Source organism: Stenotrophomonas sp. Ker107b, assembly GCF_053847245.1.
On record NZ_JBSPHX010000002.1, the window covers coordinates 513,124 to 536,185 of the forward strand.

Below are 23,062 nucleotides of genomic sequence, written 5' to 3' on the forward strand. Positions count from 1 at the left end.
GTTCGGAGTGCTTTTATAGACCTCGACAGGCGCAATGCCTGTTGTGGATCTCTCCCATCCCCTGGAGCAGATCTCGGAACGGGGGCTCCTCCCCAAGCGCCCGTTCCCCGGCCCCGCTAACCTCCCCCTGGTTGGCGGGGCTTTTTATTTGTGGCGGCCGAAAGCGCCTGCCCGCGACGCCCAACCATTGCCTCTGACCGGGTGCCGGCCCATGCTGGCCGGACCAGTCGGGGAGAGGCGATGAGCGACCTGTTTGCATTGGCCATGCCGTGGTGGGAATTCATCCTCCGCGCGGTGGTGGTGTACGTGGTGGTGCTGGGCATGGTGCGGCTCTCGGGCAAACGCGCGCTGGGCCAGATCACCCCCTTCGACGTATTGCTGATCGTGCTGCTGGGCAACGCGGTGCAGAACGCACTGCTGGGCCAGGACACGTCCTTGGGCGGCGGCCTGCTGCTCGCGGCGACGCTGATCTCGATCAACTACGGCGTCGGCTGGCTGACCACGCGCAGCCGACGGATCGAATCGCTGGTCGAAGGCGAGCCGGTGCTGATCGCACGCGATGGCAAAGTGCTCGACTCGGTACTCAAGCGTGAGCTGGTCACCCCGTCCGACCTGGACGCCGCGCTGCGTCAGCAGGGCTGCCTGACCATCGACGACGTCGCCTTGGCGGTGCTGGAGATCAACGGGCACATCACGATCGTGCCGAAGAAATAACGGGGACGGAAGAAATAACGGGGACGGAGGTAGTTAAGCGCATGCGCTTAACTACCTCCGTCCCCGTTAGAGCCGTCCCCGTCCCCGTTAGAGCCGTCCCCGTCCCCGTTAGAGCCAGTCGCGCGGGACGAGGTAATCGGCCAAACGCGCCTCATCACTGCCGGCCTCCGGCTGGAAGCCATACTCCCAGCGCACGCGCGGCGGCAGGCTCATCAGAATGCTCTCGCTGCGCCCGCCACTCTGCAGCCCGAACAGGGTGCCGCGGTCGTAGACCAGGTTGAATTCGACATAGCGCCCGCGCCGGTACAGCTGGAATTCGCGTTCGCGCTCGCCATACGGCGTGTCCTTGCGGCGCTCGACCAGCGGCAGATAGGCGTCCAGGAAACCATCGCCGACCGTACGCAGATACGCGAAATCGCGCTCGAAATCGCCGTGCAGATCGTCAAAGAACAATCCGCCCACGCCGCGCGTCTCGTTGCGGTGGCGCAGGAAGAAATACTCATCGCACCAGCGCTTGTGCGCCGCATAGCGCTCTTCGCCGAAGGGCGCGCACAGATCGTGCGCGACCTGATGCCAGTGCCGCACGTCTTCGTCGATCGGATAGAACGGGGTGAGGTCGAAGCCACCCCCGAACCACGAGGCCACCGCCACGCCATCGCGCTCGGCGCGGAAGTAGCGCACGTTGGCGTGCGTGGTCGGCAGGTAGGGATTGGCGGGATGGAACACCAGCGAGACGCCGGTGGCGCGCCAGGAAGCCCCGGCCAGCTCCGGACGGTTCGCCGAGGCCGACGGCGGCAGGCGCGTGCCGGCCACATCGGAGAACCCGATCCCGGCCTGCTCGAACACCGCGCCATCGCGCAGGATGCGGGTCCGGCCACCGCCGCCCTCTGCACGCTGCCAGAGATCTTCGGCAAAGCGGGCCTGGCCGTCGGCGGTTTCGATCGCCGCACAGATGCGGTCCTGCAGGTCGGTCAGATACGCGCGGACGCGGTCGAAGTCGTTCATGGGCGCTACTTTACCGCAGGCCGGTGCACGGCCTGCGTGTGCTCAGCTGCGCTCAGTGGCCGCCTTTGCGGTTGCTGCTCTTGCTGTTCTTCGTCGTGGCGGGCGCCTCGGCCGGTGCATCGTCGTCGTCCGCTTCGGCATCGGGCTCGGTCGCCATACGCTCGGCAATCTGTTCCAGCCCGGCGCTGACCCGCATCAGGCCCCAGTTGCGGGTCGCGTGCACATCGCAGGCCACATGGGTGCCTTTGCCATCCTTCGCGCACAGGGCGGCCATCTGTTCGGGCAGCGCCTCGTCACCGGTGTGCTCGTAGACGCTGGCCAGGTTCTCGCAGCCTTCGCGTACGCCAGCGGTGCACAGCTTCATATAGAAGGGCGCCGCCTCGGCCCAGCGGTTGCGCAGCGCCAGCTGGTGGCCGGCGGCATTGCAGCCCTGCAGCTTGCCTGCCGCGCAGCACGCCTGCGCACCGCCCTCGCGGCCGAGCGTCGGGCAATCCTGCGGCAGGGGGGTCTCGACGAAGACCACCGGCGTGCTGCACTGCTGCGCCTCGCCGGTGTGCTCGTAGTAGCTGAAGCGGTTCCAGCTGTCCATGCCGATCAGATTGCCGTTGGCCAGGCGCTTGAACACGAAGTCATCGCCCTGTTCATGGCGCACATGGATGTTGCCATCGACCAGCCGCGCGCGCAGCTTGCCGCCGAAGCCGCTGTCGATCATGCCGCCATCGCCGAACGGCAGATGGTCCATCAGGCCCTGGCTGGCCACGTAGCTGCCGCAGGGCAGGGCAGTGACCGCCACCGAGGTCAGTGCCTTGGCATCCAGCGTGGCCAGCGGGGCGGCCCGCTGGCAGGCGCGCGGGTCCTTGCCGTGGGTGCAGGCCCGTTGCAGCGCATCGCGGGCGGGAACCAGGCGGCCGGCGTCCCACAGCGCTTCGGCGGCCTTGGCGCAGAAGGTGCCGCCGGTCTGCGCCTGGCAGAGCGTGGTGATCTCATCCAGTTGCGCGGCGGGCAGTGGCGAGGGATTGGCGGCGGTGAGGCCGCCGAGCAGGGCCTTGGCAAAGGCCTGGCTCACGGCCTCGCGCGCGGCCTCCAGGCAGGCGTCCTCGTCATACTGAGCGGATTCGGGCTTGCAGACGTCCGGTTCGGGCGGCTCTGCGGCAATGTTCTGTCTCGCGACCACCCTGTCGGCCTCGCGCGCTTCGGTCTGGAAGTTGGCCAGCAGGCGCTTGCAGGCGGCCGGGACATCCTCGCGGCACCACTGCCGCAGGCGGTCGTTGCTGGCAAAGAGCGTGTCGTTCAGGCAGGTGCCGATCTCGGCCCGGCACGACGCCGCCGGAAACACCGTCGCACGACGGCAGGTGGCCGCCTTCTGCAAGCGGTATTCGTTGAAGCGGTCACTGAGCAGGCGACCGCCCTCCTGCACGTTCAGCGATCCGACGCCGCCGTTGTCGAGGTCGGCCAACTTCAGTTCGTCACCGATGCGGCTGAGGATGTAAGGCTCGGGCGCCTGGCCGGGAATCTGCCGAACGCCCTCGTTGGCGCTGTGCAGGGTCAACGTGGTGCCGCTGTCCTTGGCCACGAACGTGCCACAGACCATGGCCTGGGCCGCCGCCGGCAGGCTGACCGCCGTGAGCAGGGTGAACAGGGTCGCGCGCCAGCCGTGGCGGCGCAGAAGGGGGAGGGAAACAGTCACACGATCATCCTTGCAGGTCGTGCAGCGCACCGTGGCGCTGCGGGAAACATGTCAGCGGCGGAACAGCGCACGTACATCGGCCGCGCACAGGCGCACGATCAGCCAGCCATGCAGCACGGCGAACGCGGCAGCGGTCAGCCCGGTCAAGCCCGTCCAGATCACGCGCAGCACCCGCAGGTCTCTGCGCAACTGCAGTATCTCCAGCGAATAGGTCTCCGCCGGAAGCTGCGCCAGCAGGTGGCGGAAGGCATCGTCGACGCCCCAGACCACCACCCCATTGAGCACGGCGGTGATCGCGAGCAGCGCCACGAACGATCCCCACGCCCAGCGCCAGCGCCGCAGCATGCCCCAGCACGCGGCAACGCCCAGCAGGCTGGACACGCACAGCAGTACGTTCGCCAGCACCGGGTGGGTGAGCAGCCAGCGCAGCGAGCCGGGCAGCCAGTGGAAATCCTCATCGGCCAGCAGCGCCTGCAGCGTCTCCGAGGCTGACAAAGGAATGGCAATCAGTGCCAGCACCGCCCACAGCGCGGCCGAGGCCACACAGACCAGCAGCACGGACTTGAGCAGCGGAGCGAGGAAGGCAGGCGCGCCATCCCCGCTGGGGCGTGGCGTGCAGGAGGGCAATTGCGGGGGAAGCGAGGCTGACATCCGGTGTCCTGATTGGGCAGGCCGTGACGTCTAGGTCGCAGCCACCGCGTTCGCGGCCGCGGGCAGGATATGGTCTGCGCTCAACGGTGCCAAGCGCAGGCCATGCGGCGGGCGCAGCGGCACCCACGCAAGTTCGGCGATTTCCGCCTGTGCGCGGGGCATGCCGATGACCGTCACCAGGTAGGCATGTGCCCGTACGCGGTGCCCGGCTTCGTGCACCGCCCATGCCTCGAACCGGCCCAGCGGCACGGCACTGGCAGGCTCCACCGTGACCCCGAGTTCTTCCTGCAGCTCACGCGCCAGGGCAACCAACGGTGCTTCACCGGGCTCGGGCTTGCCGCCGGGCTGGATGAAGGTGTCCGAGCCGTGTTTGCGCACGACCAGTACGCGGCCGCCGGGATCGAAAACGACCGCGGCGACGATATCGATCGTCGCCGCGTGCTGCCCGTCAGTAGAAACCGACGTCATCGCTGGATTACTTCAGGTTCTCTTCGAACAGCTTGAGGATGCGCTTGTACTGGTCCAGCCAGGAATCGGCACGCACATAGCCATGGCGTTCCAGCGGGTACGGCGCGATCGTCCAGTTGTCCTTGTGCAGCTCGATCAGCTTCTGGGTGAGGTTGACCGAGTCCTGGAAGAACACGTTGTCGTCCATCATCCCGTGCGCGATCAGCAGGTGATCCTGCAGGCCTTCGGCGTACTCGATCGGCGAGGACTTGCGGTAGGCCTCCGGATCGATGTCCGGGGTGTTGAGGATGTTGGCGGTGTAGCCGTGGTTGTACTGGTGCCAATCAACCACCGGGCGCAGCGCGGCGCCGGCCTTGAACGTGCCCGGCGAGCGGAACAGCGCCATGAAGGTCATGAAGCCGCCGTAGGAACCGCCGTAGATGCCGGCGTGGTCACGGTCGCCCTGCTTGGTGGCGACCAGCCAGTCCAGGCCGTCCTTGTAGTCTTCCAGTTCCGGGTGACCCATGTTGCGGTAGATCGCCGTGCGCCAGTCGCGGCCGTAGCCGGCGCTGCCGCGGTAATCCATGTCCAGCACCACGTAGCCCTTCTGCACCAGCAGGTTGTGGAACATCTGCTCGCGGAAGTAGGCCGGGTACTGCTGGTGCACGTTCTGCAGGTAACCGGCGCCGTGCACGAACATGGCGATCGGGTACTGCTTGCCCGGCTCGAAGGTCTCCGGGCCGTAGTACTTGGCCCAGACCACGCCGGCGCCGTGCTTGGACGGTACCTGCACCAGCTTGGGCTGGATCCACTCGCGCGCCTTGAACTCGGCGGTGCGGGTGTCGGTCAGCACCTTGGCCTGGCCACCGGCAGCGGGCACCACGGCCAGCTGGGTCGGCAGGTAGGCGCCGGAGTAACGCACCAGCAGCTGCTGGCCGTCCGGGGACAGCGAGAAGTCTCCCACGCCGTTGAGCGCGGTCAGCTCACGCACCTGCTTGCTGGCGGTGTCGACCGCGCACACTTCGTAGTCGCCCGGCGACTGCTGATTGCACAGGAAGTAGAAGCCGCGCCCGTCCGCGCTGGGCACCGGCATCGAGGTTTCCCACTTGCCACCGGTCAGCGCCTGCGGCCTGGCCGTGCCCTGCTGGGTGTACAGGTGCGAATAGCCGGATTCTTCGGACAGCAGCCACAGCGTGCGGTTATCGTTGGACCAGCCGAAATCGTTGAAGCTCCAGTTGATCCAGGCGCTGTCGGTCAAGCGATGACGCGTCTCCAGCTTGGCGCTGGTCGGGGTCACGCTGGCGATCCAGCGATCCTTGTTGTCGTTGGCGCGCAGCATGATCGCGGCCTGCTGACCATCGGGGCTCCAGCGGATGCCGGGCGCGCCGGGGCCACCAAGCACTTCCACCGGGCGGTTGCCCTTGAGGGCGTCCTTGCCAGCGGCCTTGCGCAGCGCGGCCAGCGGGTCGGTGCCGATGCCCGGCAGGCCGTCCAGCGACAGCGGCTTGACCGTGCCGGCAACGGCATCGACCAGCCACAGCGCGTTCGGCTCCGGATCGTTGCGGCCCACGCGGGTGCGGGTGTCTTCGAACTCTTCGTAGCCCGACTCGGTCACGTACTTGGGCATCTTGCCGCCACGGCCCTCATCGAAGCTCTTCGGCTTGGTGACCACGATCAGGGTGCGCGCATCCGGCGAGAGCACGCTGTCGACGATCTCCACATCCGCGCCCAGATACACCGGGCCCGGTGCGCGCGTGCCATCGGCGCGGCGCCAGCTGGCTTCCTGGGCCTTGAGCGCGTCGCGCTGGGCGCGGTCGTTGCGCAGCGTGGCCAGGGTGCGCAGCTGCTGCTCGCGCAGGGTATCGGCCTTGGGCGCGTCGTCCGGATTCTTCTCGGCCTTCAGGCTGGCGACCTGCTGCACGCCGGCCGCGGCGGTCCAATGGAACCAGTTCTGGCCGGTGCGCCAGATCACACCGCCGTCGCGGGCGAAATTGACCGCGCTGGACTTCTCGGTGCTGCGGGTCAGCTGGGTCAGCGCGCCGCTGCGCAGGTCGCGCACGAACACATCGCCGTTGCGCACAAAGGCCGAGCGCTGGCGCGCGCTGTCGTAGACCGGGCTGTCCACATCCAGGGTGCCGCGCTGGTCATCGCCAACCTGTGCGGCCACGCCACCGGCAATCGGCTGGCGGAAGGTATCGCGCACCGGGCTGCCGTTGCGCTTGAGCTGGTACTCCACCTGCTGACTGTTCCAGGACCACCACGCGCTCTCGACCGGCGGACCGATCCAGTCCGGGTCGGCCATGGCCTGCTCGATGGTGATCGGCGTCGGCGCCGCATGGGCAGCACCGCCGAGGGCGGCGAGCAGCAACAGGGACAAAGGCAGCGTTCTGGGCATTGCGGGCGGCACCAATGAGGAAAACCCGGCAAGCGTAGCAGCCGCAAGGGCCGGGGGAGGGGGCCACAGGTCATGTCGCGGCCCCATCGACAGTATCGGCAACGTGGTGACCTTGAGGCGCTGCCATGCGCGGGGTGAGGGTGATCCCGACACGCGCCGACCGAGCGCAGGCCTTGTCCTGTCTTGCCTGGCACGTCGCAACCGCTGGTCGCGTCGACAGCCCGGAACCGGCTCTCTACGGTGGGCGTGACCCCCGGGGATTCAAGGGGGACATCCATTTCAAGGAGCGATTCGATGTTCAAGACGATCACCCGCGTGACCGTGCTGGCCGGCGCCGTGTTGGCGCTGGGGGCGTGCAGCAATCCCCGCGAGGCAAGCAAAGCCAACTTCACCCGTGCCATCCAGGCCTACCTGGATGGGCAGAGCGGGCTCTGTGTCCCGCTGCGGCCAACGAGGTGCCCTTCACCCTGCCCGACCAGGACCTGTTCCCGCAGAACAAGACCCGCGCCGATGCTCTGGTCCAGGCGGGCCTGCTGTCGTCACACCCGACCGAGGTGAAGCAGCCCTTCGGCAGCAGTACCCGCCGCGCCACCGAATACCGCGCGACGGCGGCCGGCCAGAGTGCCCTGGTCGCCCAGGCGCCGAATACCCTGGTCCAGCGCTCCGCCTTCTGCAGCGGGGCTTACAAGGTGCAGGACGTGACCAACTTCACCGAGCCGGGCGAGCTGATGGGGGTCAAGCTCTCCCACGTCGAGTACACCTATACGGTCAAGGGCAGCGCCGATTGGGCGCGTTCTGACGCGCTGCGCAGCGCCTACCCCGAGCTGGACAAGCACGCGCAGGACAGCGTGACCTCCAAGGCCACCCTGATCCTGACCCACGACGGCTGGGTGCACGAGAGTCTGGTCACACGCTGATCCGCCGGTGCGCGGCGGTCCGGGGGCCGCCGCCTGCGACAAAGTGAAGCAGCGCGTCACCGGGTCGCATGTGCCTTTCACGGATACAGGCCCAGACTGGTGCGGATTTCAGAAGCCAGTCGGAGGCGTCTCTTGGACGCGTTGTTGTTGTCCCGGATCCAGTTCGGGTTCGTCATCAGTTTCCACGTGCTGTTCCCGGCCTTCACGATCGGTACCGCCAGCTGGCTGGCCTTTGTCGAATCGCGCTGGCTGCGCACCGGCAATCCGGTCTGGCGCGAGCTGTATTTCTTCTGGCAGAAGATCTTCGCGGTCTCCTTCGGCATGGGCGTGGTCAGCGGGATCGTCATGGCCTTCCAGTTCGGGACCAACTGGCCACGGCTGAGTGAGGTGGCCGGCACGGTGATCGGCCCGCTGCTGACCTATGAAGTGCTCACCGCGTTCTTCCTGGAAGCCAGCTTCCTGGGCGTGATGATGTTCGGCTGGGGCAAGGTCTCGCCGCGCCTGCATTTCTTCTCCACCTGCATGGTGGCGCTGGGCACGCTGGTCTCCACGTTCTGGATCCTGTCCTCCAACAGCTGGCTGCAGACGCCGGCCGGTTACACGATGGTCGATGGCATCGTGCACCCGGACAGCTGGTGGCAGATCGTCTTCAACCCGTCCTTCCCGTACCGCCTGGCGCACATGGCGCTGGGCTCGTTCATCACCACCTGCTTCGTGATCGGTGGCGTGGGCGCGTGGTACCTGCGCAAGGACGTACACCGCGAAGCTGGCCGCAAGATGCTGCTGGCGGCGGTGGGATTTGCCGCGCTGACGGTGCCGGTGCAGATCTTCGTCGGCGACATGCATGGCCTGAATACCCTCAAGCATCAGCCGATGAAGATCGCGGCGATGGAAGCGCACTGGCATTCCGAAGGCGAGGGCAAGGGCGTGCCGCTGGTGGTGTTCGCGGTGCCCAATGAAAAGGCCGAGCGCAACGACTACGAAATCGCGATCCCGCGCCTGGGCAGCCTGATCCTTACCCATTCACTGGACGGCACCTTCGATCCGCTCACCTCGGTGCCCGCCAGCGAGCGGCCGCCGGTGGTGCCGGTGTTCTTCGCGTTCCGGGTGATGGTCGGGCTGGGCACGCTGATGCTGCTGTTGGCCTGGGTCTCGGCGTTCCAGTGGTGGCGCGGCAAGTTGTTGCAGTCACGCTGGTTGATCCGCGGCTGGAACTGGATGCTGCCCAGCGGCTTCATCGCGCTGATCTCCGGGTGGTTCGTGACCGAGATGGGCCGGCAACCGTGGGTGGTCTATGGCGTGCTGCGCACGGCCGATGCCGTCGGCCCACAGAGTGCGTGGATGACGGCGTTGTCGCTGGGGGTGTACATCGTCGGCTATGCCTTCGTGTTCGGTTGGGGCGTCTGGTACCTGGTGAAGATCATCCGCACTGGTCCCAAGCCGCATGAGCCGGCACCGGCGCTGGATGCCGGCAGCCACACCCCGGCGCGGCCGCTGTCCGGTGCCGATGAACCGCTGGAGGAGCGCTGAGATGGAGATGACAACCTGGCTGCCCGTGGCATGGTTCGCGGTGATCGGCTTTGGTGTGCTGATGTATGTGGTGCTCGATGGTTTCGTGCTCGGCATCGGGATCCTCGCGCCGATGGCCGAGGATGAGGAGCAGCTCGACATCATGATGAATACCGCCGCGCCCATCTGGGACGGCAACGAAACCTGGCTGGTGCTGGGCGGGGCCGGGCTGATGGCCGCCTTCCCGAAGGCCTACGCCGCGCTGCTGTCGGCGCTGTACCTGCCGGTGCTGCTGCTGGTGGTGGCACTGGTGTTCCGCGGCGTGGCCTTCGAATTCCGCTTCAAGGCGCAACGCTCGCGCAGGCTGTGGAGCGTGGCCTTCGGCCTGGGCTCGCTGCTGGCCGCCTTCGCGCAGGGCGTGATCCTTGGCGCACTGGTGCAGGGCCTGCAGGTGGTGGATGGCCGCTATGTGGGCGGCGCGTTCAGCTGGTTCAGCCCGTTCTCGATGCTGACCGGTGCAGCGGTGGTGTTCGGCTACGCACTGCTGGGTAGCACGTGGCTGATCCTCAAGACCGAAGGCCGCGAGCAGACCTTCGCGCGCACCTTGACCCGCCCGCTGGTGGTGGCGGTGATCGTGTTCATGGGCCTGGTGAGCGCGTGGTTGCCGTTCCTGGATTCGCGCTTGATGGCGCGCTGGTTCAGCGATGGCAACTTCTGGTGGCTCTCGCCGGTGCCGTTGCTGACGTTGGCGGTCGCCACCGCGCTGTGGCGCAGCGCGATGCACCCCAAGCGCGATCTGCCGCCGTTCCTGTTGACGCTGGCGCTGTTCGTCCTTGGCTTCATCGGCCTGGTGCTGGGCATGTGGCCGTACCTGCTGCCGCCGAGCATGACGTTGTGGCAGGCCGCCGCGCCGGCCTCGTCGCTGAGTTTCAGCCTGGTCGGGCTGGTGATCCTGCTGCCGGTGATCCTGGGCTATACGGCGTGGTCGTACCGGGTGTTCCGCGGCAAGGTGCGGGCGGATGTGGGGTATCACTGAGGAAAGCACGGTGGCTATTCCCGGTTCCGTGTGTGCGAGGGCGGTCAGACCCTGCCGGGACGCGCCGTGAACCCATCCCTGGGGGCTCGACGGGCGCCATCCATGGCGCCCGACGGTCCCGGCAGGGTCCGACCGCCCTCGCCCTGAAAGGTCTGCGTCGTCGGTGGGAAGAGTCAACCGCATAAAAACGGGTCAAGAGCAGCCGACATGGCTCCGCTCTAACAGAGCGTCACCTCGCCTGAATCGTCGAGAAGAAGCAGCAAGGCGCCGATCGGGTGCCGTCTGTTTTTGATGTTTCCCATGCGCACCAGCCAACTGTCGAAGGGGCGGTGTGGGTGGGGTGGCGGGACCATGTGTTGCCATGGATGGCAATGGGCTTACATGGGTGAAGGCGCATTGCTCGCGAGGCACTGCCTCGCATGCGACTGAACGCACAGCCGCCAGCGGCTGGGCCGGGCCGCGGAGCGGGACTTGCAGCGGGTCCCGACATCCCACCCACGCCGACCCAGGCCAGGCGCGCCCAGCAAACCAACGCTGTTGGCTTCCGGCGAAAACTCAGCCGTGCAGCCCCTCGATCTCCACCAGCAACTCCGCACGACACACCTCGGCATGCAACACCAAGAACGGCGGTGCCGTCGGCAGTGCCGCCATCTGCGCCGCTACCGCCGCCATATCCTCCGCGCGCCGCACATACACCTTCAGCACCGACGTCGCCCCCAGCACCGGTGACAGCGACGGCCGCTGACCGCGCGCCGCATCCACCAGACTCTGCAGATTCCTCAGCGTCTCCCGCAACTGCTCATCCACCGCCCCCGTGTGCTGCGACACATGCCCCACGATCGCCGCCGTCCCCGACTGCAGCAACGGCAGACCCGTCGCCAACGGCGGCAGCAGCGCCCGCGAAAAACTCGGCGACTGCGGCCCGTACTGGCGTGGATAACGGAACGCACTCACCTGGCGCGGATTCTCCAGCGGCTGGCCCGGCTCGCGCGCGGCCAGCCAATACACCTGCAGCCGGCGCACACCGTCAAAACGACCAATGCAGGTTGCCGCCGGCAACGCGGCCTCATCCAGCTCCCGCAGGCCCCGCACGCGGCCCACGCAGAAACGTCGATAGCGTTCATCATCGCCATCGCCTTCGGTCACCGCGTCGAGATAGTTCCAGGTCCGCAGCAGGTGCGGATAACCGCAGCGCGAGAGGAACCCGCTCATCCGCGCGTAGGCCTCGGTCGCGGCCGACTCGATGTCGCTGTCGATCTCGTCGATCTCCAGCACCCCGAACAGCACGCTGTCGGTGTGCGACCAGCGCACGCCCTCGGTAATCCCGTGCTCGACCGGGGTGCCACCGCGCCAGACCTCGATCTGCGCCGGGCCGTGTTCGGCCAGCGGTACGTGCAGCCAGCGCGGGTCCTCCAGCGCCGCGTGGCGCAGACCAAAGCCGAAGACGGCCAGCGTGCACGGGTCGGCCAGGGCGGTCTCGCGGTCTGCGGCCGGGGCATACGCAACACGGAACGACGCGGGTCCGGAGGACGGGGAAGCGACTGCCGGGGCCGTTGCGGTGTTGATCGTGTTGCTCATTTCAGAATGTGAATGCTGCCAGTGCCGAGAGTGTCATGATAGCGTGCGCACCTTTCTCGGCACCGCGTCCGGTGCCGGACGCTGTCGACGACAGGCGCGGGCCGGCTGGCATGGGGGAGCCGCTCCGCGTTGCCTCATGGCGCGTGCCCGTCCTGGTACCCATCCATCATGTTGGCGTGAATGATCGAGTTTTCAGTATTGGATTGGTCGGCCTGGGCGCCGGGCATCACCACCCGGGAGCAGTGGCAGGCGTGGGCGATCGCCCCTTGGCTGCCGACCGGTGAGGACACCCCGGCACTGTCCGAAGTGCCGGCCATGCAGCGCCGCCGGATCGAGCGGCTGGGGCGCATGGCGATCCAGACCGCCTGCTGGTGTGAGCAGCCCGACGACGGTGGCCAGGTGCCACTGGTGTTCGCCTCGCGACATGGCGACGTGGCCCGCTCGATGGAGCTGCTCAACACCCTGAGCGCGGACCAGCCGATGTCGCCCACGGCCTTCGGCCTGTCGGTGCACAACGCGATTGCCGCGCTGTATTCGATCGCCCGCGGGCATCGCGGCAATTATCTGGCGCTTGCCGCCGGCCGGGCCACGGTCGAGACCGCCTGCATCGAGGCCTTCGGGCTGCTGGCCGATGGCGCGCCCGAGGTGCGTCTGGTGGTCTATGAATCGGCCTTGCCGCCGGTCTACGCGGGTTTCGCTGACGAGCCCGACCCCTTCTTCGCGTGGTGCTGGCGGCTGGGGCCGGCCGACGGTCCGGGCACCCGGCTGTCGCTGGGCTGGGGCGCCGGTGGCGAAGACCGCCCGTCCGAAGGGCTGCCGCATGGCCTGGAAGCCCTGCGCTTCCTGCTGGCCGGCGCGCCCTCGCTGGCGCTGGACGCCGATGGCCAACGCTGGACCTGGCAACGCCATGGCTGAGCGCTGGCCGGCCCGGATCAACCATGCCTGGCGGGTGCTGGGCACGGGGCTGAGCTTTGCCGCCTTCGGGATCGGGGGGCTGGTGCTGGGCGGCCTGTTGTTCCTGTCGTTGCTGCTGATCCGCGATCCGGTGCGCCGGCGCGTGTTGGCGCGGCGCCTGGTCCAAGGCAGCTTCGCCACCCACGTCGGCCTGATGCGCCGGCTCGGGCTGATGACCTATGAGATCCGCGGGGGCGAGCGCCTGCAGCGCAACGGCCTGCTCATCCTGGCCAACCACCCGACCCTGATCGACGTGGTGCTGCTGATCGCCCAGTTGCCCAATGCCGATTGCGTGGTCAAGCAGGCCGTGGCGCGCAACCCGTTCATGCGCGGCCCGGTCCGCGCGGCCGGCTACGTCTCCAATGATGACGGGGCGGGGCTGGTGGATGACTGCATCGCCGCGGTCCAGGCCGGCGGCAACCTGGTGATCTTCCCGGAGGGCACCCGCACCGTGCCGGGCCAGGCGCTGCGCCTGCAGCGCGGGGCCGCCAACATCGCGGTGCGGGGCCGGCTGGACATCACGCCGGTCCGGATCACCTGCACCCCGCTGACCCTGACCAAGGGCCAGAAATGGTATCGTGTGCCATCACGGCGATTTCACGTTCAGCTGGAAGTCGGGGAGGATCTCCCGATTGCCCCGTTTCTGAACGAGACCGGCGATGCGCCCAGGGGGGATGCCTTGGCCGCCCGGCGTGTGACCGATCATCTTGCCCATTACTTCGACTTCGCTGGAGACCCGACCCGTGCAAGCACTTGAGCACGAGATCAAGGAATTGATCATTTCATCGCTTTCACTGGAAGACATCACTCCCGAAGACATCGATTCCGCCGCGCCCCTGTTCGTTGAAGGACTGGGCCTGGATTCGATCGACGCGCTGGAACTTGGATTGGCCCTGCAGAAAAAGTACGGTGTCAGCCTGTCAGCCGATTCGGAAGAGACCCGTCGCCATTTCTCCAGCGTGCGTGCCCTGAGCGAGTTTGTCGCCGCACGCCAGCCGTCCTAACGGCGCGTCAGGATTTACCCATGACCAAGAACGAACTTTTCGAGCGCATCGTCAAGATCCTCAAGGACAGCTTTGAGATCGAGCCGAGCCGTATCACGCCCGCCGCGCGGCTGTATGACGACCTGGACATCGACAGCATCGACGCGGTCGACCTGATCGTGCAGCTCAAGCCGCTGCTCGGCCGCAATCTGCAGCCGGAAGCGTTCAAACAGGTGCGCACCGTGCAGGACATCGTGGATGTGGTGCACGGGCTGTTGCCCGGTCAAGCGGCCGCCTGACGGCCATCGCTGAAGACTGACCATGGTCCGGGTACGCGTCGCGGCGTTTGCGTTGCTGTCGCTGGCATACCCGCTGGTGGTCTACCTGTCGCTGGGCCGGTTCGAGCCGCGCTGGTTGTCGCTGCTGCTGTTCACCCTGGCCGCGCTGCGCGCGCTGACCACCCGCCAGGCGGTGTGGTGGGTGGCCGCACTCGGCACCGGTGTACTCGCCCTGGTGGCCACGGCCTTCAACGAGGCGCTGCCGCTGAAGCTGTACCCCGCGCTGGTGAACGCGGTGATGCTGGTCATCTTCGCCACCAGCCTGCGCTTCGGGCCGAGTGCCGTGGAGCGCCTGGCGCGGCTGAGCGAGCCGGACCTGCCGCCGTTTGCCGTGATCTATACCCGCCGCGTCACGTGGATCTGGTGCGGATTCTTTGTTCTCAACGGAAGTCTGGCCCTGGCCACGGCGCTGTGGGCGTCCAACCAGGTCTGGGCGTTCTACAACGGATTGTTGGCGTACGTGATGATGGGTGCTCTGTTTGGCGGGGAATGGCTGGTCCGGCGACGGGTCAAGGCGGCGCATGCCCATGGCTGAGTGGATCGCACTGGACCGGCTGGCGCTGGCCCCGCACCCGGGCCGCATCGTGGGCATCGCCGGCGACACCGTGGTGGAGCACCCGCAGTTCCGCGCGCAGGTGCTGGGCTGGCAGCAGGCGTTCGCGCGTGCCCCCGGCACCGACTGGGCCCTGTATTTCGATGACACGCTCACCTTCGCCGCCGCCCTGCTGGGTGCCTGGCATGCGGGCAAGCGGGTGTTCCTGGGCGGCGACAACCTGCCGGCCACGCTGGAAGCGCTGAGCCCGCGCGTGGCCGGGTTCGCCGGCGACGTGCCGGCCCGGTATGCGCCGCTGCAGCCCGATGCGGCAGCCGATCCGGAGCAGGTGCTGCAGCCGTTGGACGAAGCGGTGCTGGAGCTGGTGGTGTTCACCTCCGGCAGCACCGGCGCGCCGAGCGCCATCGTCAAACGCATGCGCCAGCTGACCCGTGAGGTGGATGCGCTGCAGGCCGCCTTCGGCGAGCAGCTCGACGGTGCGCAGGTGCAGGGCACGGTCTCCCACCAGCACATCTACGGGCTGCTGTTCCGGGTGCTGTGGCCGCTGGTGGCCGGGCGCGCGATCCAGCCGCGCCGGTTCTTCCACGAAGACCTGCTCAGCGCGCTGGGCGGCCAGCCGTCAGTGCTGGTGGCCACCCCGGCCCATCTCAAACGTCTGCCCGAGCAGCTGGACTGGTCCTCGCTGGACGGCCAGCTGCGCGCGGTGTTCTCCTCTGGCGGTCCGTTGCCGACCGACGCGGCGCTGCAGGTGCGCGCCGTGATGGGCGTGGCCCCGACCGAAGTCTTCGGCAGCAGCGAGACCGGTGGCGTGGCGTGGCGGCGCTGGAGTGCAGCGCGGCCGCAGTGGCATCCGTTGCCCGGCGTCGCCTGGCGGATCGACGAGGGCTGCCTGGCGGTCCGCTCGCCGCACCTGGCGAGCGAGGACTGGTGGCTGACCCAGGACCGTGCCGTGGCCGACGACGGCCATAGCTTCCGCCTGCTCGGCAGGGCCGACCGCATCGTCAAGATCGAAGAGCGCCGCGTCTCGCTGGATGCCCTGGAGCAGCAGCTGCGCGCGCACCCGGCCGTACAGGAGGTGCGCGTACTGGTGTTGCCGGGCGCGCGCGAACAGCTGGCCGCCGTGGTGGTGCCGCAGGCGACGGGCGCCGCACAGTGGGATGACGCCGAGCGCCGCCGCCAGGCGCAGCAGCTCAGCGCGCACCTGGCCCGCAGCCATGACGCCGTGACCCGGCCGCGCCGCTGGCGCTTCATCGACGAACTGCCCGTCAACGCACAGGGCAAGGTCACTGCCGCGGCACTGGCGGCGCTGTTCCGCCCGTTGATGCCGACGGCCGAGTGGCAACAGCGCGATGACACCACCGCGTCGCTGCAGTTTGTTCTGGACGCTGACCTGGTGGCGTTCGACGGGCATTTCCCGCAGGCGAAGATCCTGCCCGGTGTGGTTCAGCTGGACTGGGCGATCCACTACGGCCGCAGCGCCTTCACGATGCCGCCGCGGTTCGTACGGATGGATGCGGTGAAGTTCCAGCATGTGGCGCGCCCCGGCGACTGCCTGCAGCTGAGCCTGGGCTGGGATGCGGCCAAATCGGCAATGAGCTTCCGCTATGTTTCCGACCATGGCGTGCATGCCAGCGGCCGGGTGGTGTTCGGCGATGCGTGATGACACGGGCAGTGGCATGAGCAGGCCGGCCTTCACCCCGTTGGTGGTGATCCCGGTCTACGACCACGCGCATGCGATCGGCGCGGTGGTGCAGGGCGTGCTCGCCAGTGGCCTGCCGTGCCTGCTGGTGGACGATGGTTCGCATCTGGACTGCGCGCAGGTGCTCGATGCCCTGGCGCGCGCGCACGCACCGCAGGTGACGCTGCTGCGGCTGGCGGTCAACCAGGGCAAGGGCGGTGCGATGCTGGCCGGGTTCGCCGAGGCCGCGCGTCTGGACTACAGCCACGTGCTGCAGATCGATGCCGATGGCCAGCACGACACCGGCGATATCCCGCGCTTTGTCGCGCTGTCGCAGGCGCAGCCGGACGCGGTGATCTGCGGCACGCCCGCCTACGATGCCAGTGTGCCCAAGGCGCGCCTGTACGGCCGCTATGTCACGCATATCTGGGTCTGGATCAACACGCTGTCGCTGCAGATCCGCGACTCGATGTGCGGCTTCCGCCTGTATCCGCTGGCACCGGTGACGCGCCTGGTCGGCGAGGAAACCATCGGCCGGCGCATGGATTTCGACAGTGAAATCCTGGTGCGGTTGTTCTGGCGCGGCGTCAACGTGATCAATGTGCCGACCGCCGTCACCTATCCCAGTGATGGCGTCTCGCACTTCGACGTGTGGCGCGACAACGTGCGCATCAGCCGCATGCACGCGCGCCTGTTCTTCGGGATGCTGTGGCGCGCACCGCGGCTGCTGTGGCAGCGCATCGCAGGTCCTCGCGCATGACCACGCCTGCACCTGAGAGCGCGCCGCACTGGGCCGACATCGGCGAGTCGACCTCGGCCGCCGGCGTGCTGTTCCTGTGCTGGGTGCACCGCTGGTTCGGGCGCTGGCCGTTCCGCCTGTGCGTCTACCCGGTGGTGCTGTGCCATTGGCTGACCAACCGGGTCGCGCGCGAATCCTCGCTGCAGTATCTGCAGCGTCTGCAGGCGCACACCGGCGTGTTTTCCGCACCGCCGGGCCGCTGGCAGAGCCTGAAGCACTTCGCGCTGTTTGCCGACACCATGCTCGACAAGCTGCTGGGCCTGGGCGGCCGCTATCCGCCCGAGCGCATCTATCTGCAGCGCGACCTGGTGCTGGACAAGATCGCGCGCCGTGAAGGCGGCCTGATCCTCACCGCGCACATCGGGTGCCTGGAGTTGTGCCAGGTGCTGGCCGAGCAGGTGCCCGGCTTCCACATCACCGTGCTGGTGCACACCGCGCACGCGCAGCGTTTCAACCGGCTGATGCAGCGGCTCGATCCGCTGGCCTCGGTGGAGCTGCTGCAGGTGACGGACATGGGGCCGGCCACCGCGGTCGAGCTGCAGCGCCGGGTCGAGGCGGGTGGCTTCGTGGCCATCGTCGGCGATCGCGTGCCGCTGCGCGGCGGTCGCACGGTACCGGCCTCGTTCCTCGGCCACACCGCGCAGTTCCCGATCGGCGCCTATGTGCTGGCTGCGGCGCTGGCGTGCCCGGTCTACACCATGGCCTGCCTGCACCACGGCGCGGGCTACCGCGTGCGCTTTGAGCATTTCACCGACCGCATCGTACTGCCGCGCGGTTCGCGTGACGCCGCGCTGACTGCGCAGGCTGAAGATTTCGCCCGGTGGCTGGAAGTTCAGGTCACCCAGGCACCCTTGGACTGGTTCAATTTCTTCCCCTTCTGGGATCAGGCATCTCATGGCAAGTAAGGCCGATCAGGCACCCTCCGTCCGCTTCGGCGATGCGCCGCTGACCATCGAAGACGTGGTCGCGCTCTCGCAGCGGCAGGCACAGGCCGTCGTCACCGACGATGCGGCATTCACCGCGCACATCCAGCGCGGCGCGGATTTCCTTGATCGCCTGCTGCGCGAAGATGGCGTCATCTACGGGGTGACCACCGGCTACGGTGATTCGTGCACGGTGAACATCCCGACGGCGCTGGTGGCCGAGCTGCCGCATCACCTGTTCACCTACCACGGCTGTGGCCTGGGCCGTTTCCTGGATCCGCAGGAGACCCGCGCGGTGATCGCTGCACGCCTGGCCTCGCTGGTGCGTGGCATGTCCGGCGTCAGTCATCCGCTGCTGCAGGGCCTGGCCACGCTGCTGCGTCACGACGTGCTGCCGCTGATTCCGGCCGAGGGTTCGGTCGGTGCCAGTGGCGATCTGACCCCGCTGTCCTACGTGGCCGCGGTGCTGTGTGGCGAGCGCGAGGTGATGTACCAGGGGGCGCGCCGCCCGGCCGCCGAAGTGCTGGCCGAGATCGGCATGACCCCGCTGCGGCTGCGGCCCAAGGAAGGCCTGGCGATCATGAACGGCACCGCCGTGATGACGGCGCTGGCCTGCCTGGCCTATGACCGCGCCGATTACCTGACCAAGCTGGCCACGCGCCTGACCGCGTTCAACGTGCTGGCCAGCGACGGCAATGCGCACCATTTCGATGAGATGCTGTTTGCCGCCAAGCCGCACCCGGGGCAGACGCAGATCGCCGCGCGCCTGCGCCAGGACCTGCACAGCGACCGCCCGCCGCGCAATGAACAGCGCCTGCAGGACCGTTACTCGCTGCGCTGCGCGCCGCACGTGATCGGCGTGGTGCAGGACGCGTTGCCGTTCTTCCGCCAGCTGATCGAAACCGAACTCAACAGCGCCAACGACAACCCGCTGATCGACGTCGAGGGCGAGCGCATCCTGCATGGCGGGCACTTCTATGGCGGCCACATCGCTTTTGCGATGGATGCGCTGAAGAACACCATCGCCAACCTGGCCGATCTGCTCGACCGGCAGATGGCGCTGGTGGTGGACGCGCGCTTCAACCACGGTCTGCCGGCCAATCTGTCGGCGGCCACCGGTGAGCGTGCAGCGATCAACCATGGCCTGAAGGCGCTGCAGATCAGCGTGTCGGCCTGGACCGCCGAAGCCCTCAAGCAGACCATGCCGGCCTCGGTGTTCTCGCGCTCTACCGAATGCCACAACCAGGACAAGGTCAGCATGGGCACCATCGCCGCGCGCGATTGCCTGCGCGTGATCGAACTGACCGAACAGGTCGTCGCCGCGCTGCTGATCACTGCCCGCCAGGGTGTCGCCCTGCGCGAGCGCGTCGGCATGAAGGCGACGTTGCACGGCGATCTGGCTGCGATGTACCAGGACCTGTCCGAGCGCATCGCCCTGATCGAGGAAGACCGTGCGCTGGATGGCGAGCTGCGCGCCCTGCTGAATGACATCCGCGCACAGCGCTGGGAGTTGTATGTCGACGCCTGATCTGAGCTTCGAGGTGACGCTGTCGCCGGCTTTCCATGACTGCGACGCCATGGAAGTGGTCTGGCACGGCAATTACTTCAAGTATTTCGAGATCGCGCGCTGCGCACTGCTGCAGCGCTACGATTACGACTACCCGCAGATGCGCGATTCCGGCTACCTGTGGCCGGTGGTCGATGCGCGGGTCAAGTACATCCGGCCGCTGCTGTACGGCCAGGCGCTGCGCGTGCGCGCCACGATCACCGAGTGGGAAAACCGCCTGAAGATCGCCTACGACATCCTGGATGCGGACAGCGGTACCACGCTGACCCGCGCCCACACCATCCAGGTCGCGGTCGACGCGGCCACCAATGAAATGCTCTACCTGTGCCCGCCGGTGCTGTGGGAGCGTCTGGGAGTGCAACCGCAATGAACCGTTTCCTGCGCACGCTGTGCGTGCTGGTGATGCTGGCCGTGGTCGCCCCGGCGCTGGCCGCCACCGATGTGGAGGCCGTCAAACAGCGCGTGGCCAAGGTCGACGTGCTGCGTGGCGAGTTCACCCAGGAGAAGCAGGTCGCCGGCTTCAAGAACCCGCTGCGCTCGCAGGGCCGCTTTGTGCTGGCCCAGGATCACGGCGTGATCTGGACCACGCTCAAGCCGTTCCCGTCCGAGGTGGTGGTCACCCGGGACCGCATCCTCAGCCGGCAAAGCGATGGCAGCAGCCGGGTCGAACTGGATGGCCGTCAGCAACCGGCGATGCGCTCGGTCAACGCGATCATGTTCGCGCTGATGAGTGGCGATGCGCAGGCGCTGTCGGCGCAGTTCACGGTCAAGGTCGAGGTGCTGCCCGGCAACGGCTGGAAAATGCAGCTGACCCCGCGCTCGGCGATGCTCGGCAAGGTGTTCGCGCAGCTCACCCTGAGCGGCGACCGTTACGTGCGCGAGGTCCAGATCAACGAGGCCAACCAGGATGTCACCCGCATCCAGTTTGCCGGCATGAGCGATACGCCGACCACGCTGAGCACCGACGAGGGTCGCAGGTTTGAATGACGTGCTGACCTCGAACGGCCGCCTGCAGCGCATCTGGCGCTGGCTGGCCATCGCCTGGCTGCTGGTGCTGGTCGGCCTGGGCGTGCAGCAGTGGCAGCTGTGGAAGAGCGAATCGCGGATCGATACCGACATTCTCGCGCTGCTGCCGCAGGACGCGCATGACCGCCTGTTGTCCGATGTGACGCGGCGCATCGCCGATGCCAATGCGCGCCAGATCGTGGTGCTGCTGGGCAGCACCGATGCGGCGCAGACCAAGGCAGCCGAGGCGGCCTTCCGCGCCACCCTGCGCGACAGCGCCGACGGCAAGGCCCTGCTCCAGGAGAGCGGCTCGATCGAGGGCTGGTTCGATCAGGCCCGCGCGTTCTACGCACCGTATCGCGACCGCCTGCTGACCAGCGCACAGCGCGAGCGGCTGCAGAACGAACCCACTCAGGGCCTGGCCGAGTCCGCGCTGGCGGCGCTGTACGGCCCGATGGGCGCACCGCGCCTGACCGAGTGGCGGCAGGATCCGCTGTCGCTGTGGCCGCAGTGGTGGCAGGAACGCGCGCTGGGCTCGGGCCTGCAGATGGGCGACGACGGCCTGCTGGAGGCCGATGGCAAACACTGGTCGATCGTGCAGTACGACACGGTCGGCTCGGCGTTCCAGCTCGATGGCGAGCGCCATATCGATCTGCTGCTGGACACCGCCGCCGAGGCGGCCGCCAGGCAGGCGCCGGGACTGGAGGTGCTGCGTGCCGGTGTGCCGCTGCATGCCGAAGCCGCTGCGGTGCAGGCCAACTGGGAAATCAACACGATTGGTTGGGGCTCGCTGGCCGCGGTGCTGCTGCTGGTGTGGCTGGCATTCCGCTCACTGCGCCCGATACTGCTGGTGGCCGCTTCGCTGCTGATCGGCTGCGGTGTCGCGCTGGCGGTGACGGTGCTGGTGTTCGGCAAGGTGCACGTGCTCACGCTGGTGTTTGGTGCGTCACTGGTCGGTGTTGCCGAGGACTACGGCATCCACTGGTTCGCCTCGCGCCAGGCCGAGCCGGCCGACCGTCGCTGGAAGCTGCTGCGGCATCTGCTGCCGGGCCTGTGGCTGGCGTTGCTGACCAGCGCGCTGGCGTATCTCGCGCTGGGCCTGGCCCCGTTCCCGGGGCTGCGCCAGATGGCGCTGTTCTCGGTGGTGGGCCTGGCCGCCGCATTCCTGACCGTGATCTTCTGGTTCCCGTGGCTGGATGGCGGCGAAATCCGTCGCACCGGCTTTGCGCGCTGGCTCGGCGCCACGCTGGAGCGCTGGCCGCGCCTGCATGGGCGCAAGGCGGCGATGTTCCTGGGCGTGGTGACGCTGCTGTCGGCGATCGGCATCGCGCGCCTGCAGACCAACGATGACCTGCGCAGCCTGCAGTCGTCGCCACCGGAGCTGATCGCCCAGCAGATCCGCATCAGCCAGATGCTGGGCATGCCCAGCCCGGCGCAGTTCTATCTGGTCCAGGGTGACACCGCCGAGCAGGTGCTCGAGCGCGAAGAAGCGCTGATCGACCGCCTGCGCGTGCTGGAAGCAGACAAGCAGATCGGCGGCTACCGCGCGATCAGCGACTGGTTGCCTTCGCAGAAGCGCCAGCAGGCCGATGCCGCGCTGACGGCCAAGGTCGAGCCGCAGGTGCTGGCCCAGGTCGGTGAGGCCGTGGGTGAGCCGCTGCTGCGCCCCGCCTATGCCGCGCAGGATCTGCAGGCCGAAGCCTTCCTCGCATCGCCGGCGGCGATGCCGTTCCGCCACCTGTGGCTGGGCACGGTCGGGCAGGGCGTGGCGTCGGTGGTGATGGTCGATGACCTTTCCCGCGCCGATGCACTGGCCCTGCTGGAAGCACAGGCCAAGGGCATCGATGGCGTGCGCTGGGTCGACCGTACCGCCGATTTCTCGCAGCTGCTCAAGCACTACCGCAAGCTGATGAGCGGGCTGCTGCTGATCGGTATCGCGCTGGTGTTCGCGGTGCTGTACTGGCGCTACCGCGGGCAGGCCTGGCGCGTGCTCGCCCCGACCCTGGTTGCCGGTGCGCTGACGCTGGCTCTGCTGGGGCTGTTCGGGCAACCGCTGCAGCTGTTCAACGTGCTCGCGCTCATGCTGCTGCTTGGCATGGGCATCGACTACGGCATCTTCCTGATCGAGCACCGCGGCGATGCCAGTGCCTGGTTGGCCGTGTGCGTTGGCGCGGCCAGTACCTGGTTGTCATTCGGGCTGCTCGGGCTGTCGGCCACGCCGGCGTTGCGCGCGTTCGGCTTGACCCTGCTGTTCGGCATCGGCCTGGTCTGGCTGATTTCGCCGCTGTTCCGCCCCCCGCCGCACGACGCCCCGCACTGAGCG

The 23,062-nt window shown here is 67.8% G+C and carries 22 protein-coding genes; 16 read left to right on the forward strand and 6 right to left on the reverse strand.

The window, feature by feature from the left end; genetic code table 11:
* The first annotated feature begins 240 nt into the window (after positions 1-240).
* Positions 241-714: a DUF421 domain-containing protein gene (locus ACWV8V_RS12180; protein WP_123729821.1), complete on the forward strand. Its 474-nt coding sequence runs from the start codon at positions 241-243 to the stop codon at positions 712-714.
* A 108-nt stretch (positions 715-822) separates the two neighbouring features.
* Here ACWV8V_RS12180 and hemF read toward each other — a convergent pair whose 3' ends face one another.
* From hemF to ACWV8V_RS12205, 5 genes are read right to left on the reverse strand one after another with little or no spacing between them, the layout of a single operon-like run.
* Complete coding sequence (gene hemF / locus ACWV8V_RS12185) at positions 823-1,719, reverse strand: oxygen-dependent coproporphyrinogen oxidase (RefSeq protein WP_455899829.1); 897 nt, start codon at positions 1,717-1,719, stop codon at positions 823-825.
* A 52-nt stretch (positions 1,720-1,771) separates the two neighbouring features.
* Positions 1,772-3,406: a hypothetical protein gene (locus tag ACWV8V_RS12190; protein WP_455899830.1), complete on the reverse strand. Its 1,635-nt coding sequence runs from the start codon at positions 3,404-3,406 to the stop codon at positions 1,772-1,774.
* A gap of 51 nt (positions 3,407-3,457) precedes the next feature.
* Positions 3,458-4,057, reverse strand: coding sequence for a hypothetical protein (locus ACWV8V_RS12195; protein ID WP_259261955.1), 600 nt, complete (start codon positions 4,055-4,057; stop codon positions 3,458-3,460).
* A gap of 30 nt (positions 4,058-4,087) precedes the next feature.
* On the reverse strand, positions 4,088-4,525 hold the full coding sequence (locus tag ACWV8V_RS12200) for an NUDIX hydrolase (RefSeq protein ID WP_455899831.1): 438 nt from the start codon (positions 4,523-4,525) through the stop codon (positions 4,088-4,090).
* A 7-nt stretch (positions 4,526-4,532) separates the two neighbouring features.
* A complete protein-coding gene (locus tag ACWV8V_RS12205) occupies positions 4,533-6,899 on the reverse strand; it encodes a prolyl oligopeptidase family serine peptidase (RefSeq protein WP_455899832.1) in 2,367 nt (788 codons plus the stop codon).
* A 455-nt stretch (positions 6,900-7,354) separates the two neighbouring features.
* Here ACWV8V_RS12205 and ACWV8V_RS12210 point away from each other — a divergent pair, with 455 nt between their 5' ends.
* The 3 genes from ACWV8V_RS12210 to cydB all read left to right on the forward strand — a co-directional run bounded on the left by ACWV8V_RS12210 (position 7,355) and on the right by cydB (position 10,361).
* On the forward strand, positions 7,355-7,816 hold the full coding sequence (locus ACWV8V_RS12210) for a hypothetical protein (RefSeq protein WP_455899833.1): 462 nt from the start codon (positions 7,355-7,357) through the stop codon (positions 7,814-7,816).
* A 132-nt stretch (positions 7,817-7,948) separates the two neighbouring features.
* A complete protein-coding gene (locus ACWV8V_RS12215; RefSeq protein ID WP_346468700.1) occupies positions 7,949-9,346 on the forward strand; it encodes a cytochrome ubiquinol oxidase subunit I in 1,398 nt (465 codons plus the stop codon).
* Between the two features lies 1 nt (position 9,347).
* Positions 9,348-10,361 (forward strand): cytochrome d ubiquinol oxidase subunit II, encoded by a 1,014-nt coding sequence (cydB, locus tag ACWV8V_RS12220; RefSeq protein WP_455899834.1) that lies wholly within the window; start codon positions 9,348-9,350, stop codon positions 10,359-10,361.
* A gap of 555 nt (positions 10,362-10,916) precedes the next feature.
* Here cydB and ACWV8V_RS12225 read toward each other — a convergent pair.
* Positions 10,917-11,939, reverse strand: coding sequence for a chorismate transformation enzyme, FkbO/Hyg5 family (locus ACWV8V_RS12225; protein ID WP_455899835.1), 1,023 nt, complete (start codon positions 11,937-11,939; stop codon positions 10,917-10,919).
* A 180-nt stretch (positions 11,940-12,119) separates the two neighbouring features.
* On the opposite strand from ACWV8V_RS12225, the gene ACWV8V_RS12230 reads away from it, so the two are divergent.
* From ACWV8V_RS12230 to ACWV8V_RS12285, 12 genes are read left to right on the forward strand one after another with little or no spacing between them, the layout of a single operon-like run.
* Positions 12,120-12,854 (forward strand): beta-ketoacyl synthase chain length factor, encoded by a 735-nt coding sequence (locus ACWV8V_RS12230; RefSeq protein ID WP_346468702.1) that lies wholly within the window; start codon positions 12,120-12,122, stop codon positions 12,852-12,854.
* The gene (locus tag ACWV8V_RS12235; RefSeq protein WP_455899836.1) at positions 12,847-13,650 is read left to right on the forward strand and encodes a lysophospholipid acyltransferase family protein; all 804 of its coding nucleotides are present in this window, start codon (positions 12,847-12,849) and stop codon (positions 13,648-13,650) included. The genes ACWV8V_RS12230 and ACWV8V_RS12235 overlap by 8 nt, the downstream gene beginning before the upstream one ends.
* Complete coding sequence (locus tag ACWV8V_RS12240; protein ID WP_019185497.1) at positions 13,637-13,897, forward strand: phosphopantetheine-binding protein; 261 nt, start codon at positions 13,637-13,639, stop codon at positions 13,895-13,897. The genes ACWV8V_RS12235 and ACWV8V_RS12240 overlap by 14 nt, the downstream gene beginning before the upstream one ends.
* A gap of 20 nt (positions 13,898-13,917) precedes the next feature.
* On the forward strand, positions 13,918-14,175 hold the full coding sequence (locus tag ACWV8V_RS12245) for an acyl carrier protein (protein WP_019185496.1): 258 nt from the start codon (positions 13,918-13,920) through the stop codon (positions 14,173-14,175).
* Positions 14,176-14,197: 22 nt separating this feature from the next.
* Complete coding sequence (locus ACWV8V_RS12250; RefSeq protein WP_088433443.1) at positions 14,198-14,749, forward strand: COG4648 family protein; 552 nt, start codon at positions 14,198-14,200, stop codon at positions 14,747-14,749.
* Complete coding sequence (locus ACWV8V_RS12255; protein ID WP_346468703.1) at positions 14,742-16,427, forward strand: AMP-binding protein; 1,686 nt, start codon at positions 14,742-14,744, stop codon at positions 16,425-16,427. Before ACWV8V_RS12250 ends, ACWV8V_RS12255 begins: the two co-directional genes overlap by 8 nt.
* On the forward strand, positions 16,420-17,205 hold the full coding sequence (locus ACWV8V_RS12260) for a glycosyltransferase family 2 protein (protein ID WP_455899837.1): 786 nt from the start codon (positions 16,420-16,422) through the stop codon (positions 17,203-17,205). Before ACWV8V_RS12255 ends, ACWV8V_RS12260 begins: the two co-directional genes overlap by 8 nt.
* Complete coding sequence (locus ACWV8V_RS12265) at positions 17,202-18,149, forward strand: LpxL/LpxP family acyltransferase (RefSeq protein ID WP_259261966.1); 948 nt, start codon at positions 17,202-17,204, stop codon at positions 18,147-18,149. Before ACWV8V_RS12260 ends, ACWV8V_RS12265 begins: the two co-directional genes overlap by 4 nt.
* Complete coding sequence (locus ACWV8V_RS12270; RefSeq protein ID WP_455899838.1) at positions 18,139-19,695, forward strand: HAL/PAL/TAL family ammonia-lyase; 1,557 nt, start codon at positions 18,139-18,141, stop codon at positions 19,693-19,695. Before ACWV8V_RS12265 ends, ACWV8V_RS12270 begins: the two co-directional genes overlap by 11 nt.
* Complete coding sequence (locus ACWV8V_RS12275) at positions 19,682-20,104, forward strand: acyl-CoA thioesterase (protein WP_259261968.1); 423 nt, start codon at positions 19,682-19,684, stop codon at positions 20,102-20,104. The genes ACWV8V_RS12270 and ACWV8V_RS12275 overlap by 14 nt, the downstream gene beginning before the upstream one ends.
* Positions 20,101-20,721: an outer membrane lipoprotein carrier protein LolA gene (locus ACWV8V_RS12280; RefSeq protein ID WP_259261969.1), complete on the forward strand. Its 621-nt coding sequence runs from the start codon at positions 20,101-20,103 to the stop codon at positions 20,719-20,721. Before ACWV8V_RS12275 ends, ACWV8V_RS12280 begins: the two co-directional genes overlap by 4 nt.
* Complete coding sequence (locus ACWV8V_RS12285; protein ID WP_259261970.1) at positions 20,714-23,059, forward strand: MMPL family transporter; 2,346 nt, start codon at positions 20,714-20,716, stop codon at positions 23,057-23,059. Before ACWV8V_RS12280 ends, ACWV8V_RS12285 begins: the two co-directional genes overlap by 8 nt.
* Positions 23,060-23,062: the final 3 nt, after the last annotated feature.

Excerpts from the sequence above, each read along its gene's own strand:
- ACWV8V_RS12180 (WP_123729821.1), top strand. The coding sequence starts at position 241 with ATGAGCGACCTGTTTGCATTGGCCATGCCGTGGTGGGAATTCATCCTC.
- hemF (WP_455899829.1), bottom strand. The coding sequence starts at position 1,719 with ATGAACGACTTCGACCGCGTCCGCGCGTATCTGACCGACCTGCAGGAC.
- ACWV8V_RS12195 (WP_259261955.1), bottom strand. The coding sequence starts at position 4,057 with ATGTCAGCCTCGCTTCCCCCGCAATTGCCCTCCTGCACGCCACGCCCC.
- ACWV8V_RS12200 (WP_455899831.1), bottom strand. The coding sequence starts at position 4,525 with ATGACGTCGGTTTCTACTGACGGGCAGCACGCGGCGACGATCGATATC.
- ACWV8V_RS12205 (WP_455899832.1), bottom strand. The coding sequence starts at position 6,899 with ATGCCCAGAACGCTGCCTTTGTCCCTGTTGCTGCTCGCCGCCCTCGGC.
- cydB (WP_455899834.1), top strand. The coding sequence starts at position 9,348 with ATGGAGATGACAACCTGGCTGCCCGTGGCATGGTTCGCGGTGATCGGC.
- ACWV8V_RS12225 (WP_455899835.1), bottom strand. The coding sequence starts at position 11,939 with ATGAGCAACACGATCAACACCGCAACGGCCCCGGCAGTCGCTTCCCCG.
- ACWV8V_RS12230 (WP_346468702.1), top strand. The coding sequence starts at position 12,120 with ATGATCGAGTTTTCAGTATTGGATTGGTCGGCCTGGGCGCCGGGCATC.
- ACWV8V_RS12235 (WP_455899836.1), top strand. The coding sequence starts at position 12,847 with ATGGCTGAGCGCTGGCCGGCCCGGATCAACCATGCCTGGCGGGTGCTG.
- ACWV8V_RS12245 (WP_019185496.1), top strand. The coding sequence starts at position 13,918 with ATGACCAAGAACGAACTTTTCGAGCGCATCGTCAAGATCCTCAAGGAC.
- ACWV8V_RS12250 (WP_088433443.1), top strand. The coding sequence starts at position 14,198 with ATGGTCCGGGTACGCGTCGCGGCGTTTGCGTTGCTGTCGCTGGCATAC.
- ACWV8V_RS12255 (WP_346468703.1), top strand. The coding sequence starts at position 14,742 with ATGGCTGAGTGGATCGCACTGGACCGGCTGGCGCTGGCCCCGCACCCG.
- ACWV8V_RS12260 (WP_455899837.1), top strand. The coding sequence starts at position 16,420 with ATGCGTGATGACACGGGCAGTGGCATGAGCAGGCCGGCCTTCACCCCG.
- ACWV8V_RS12265 (WP_259261966.1), top strand. The coding sequence starts at position 17,202 with ATGACCACGCCTGCACCTGAGAGCGCGCCGCACTGGGCCGACATCGGC.
- ACWV8V_RS12270 (WP_455899838.1), top strand. The coding sequence starts at position 18,139 with ATGGCAAGTAAGGCCGATCAGGCACCCTCCGTCCGCTTCGGCGATGCG.
- ACWV8V_RS12275 (WP_259261968.1), top strand. The coding sequence starts at position 19,682 with ATGTCGACGCCTGATCTGAGCTTCGAGGTGACGCTGTCGCCGGCTTTC.
- ACWV8V_RS12280 (WP_259261969.1), top strand. The coding sequence starts at position 20,101 with ATGAACCGTTTCCTGCGCACGCTGTGCGTGCTGGTGATGCTGGCCGTG.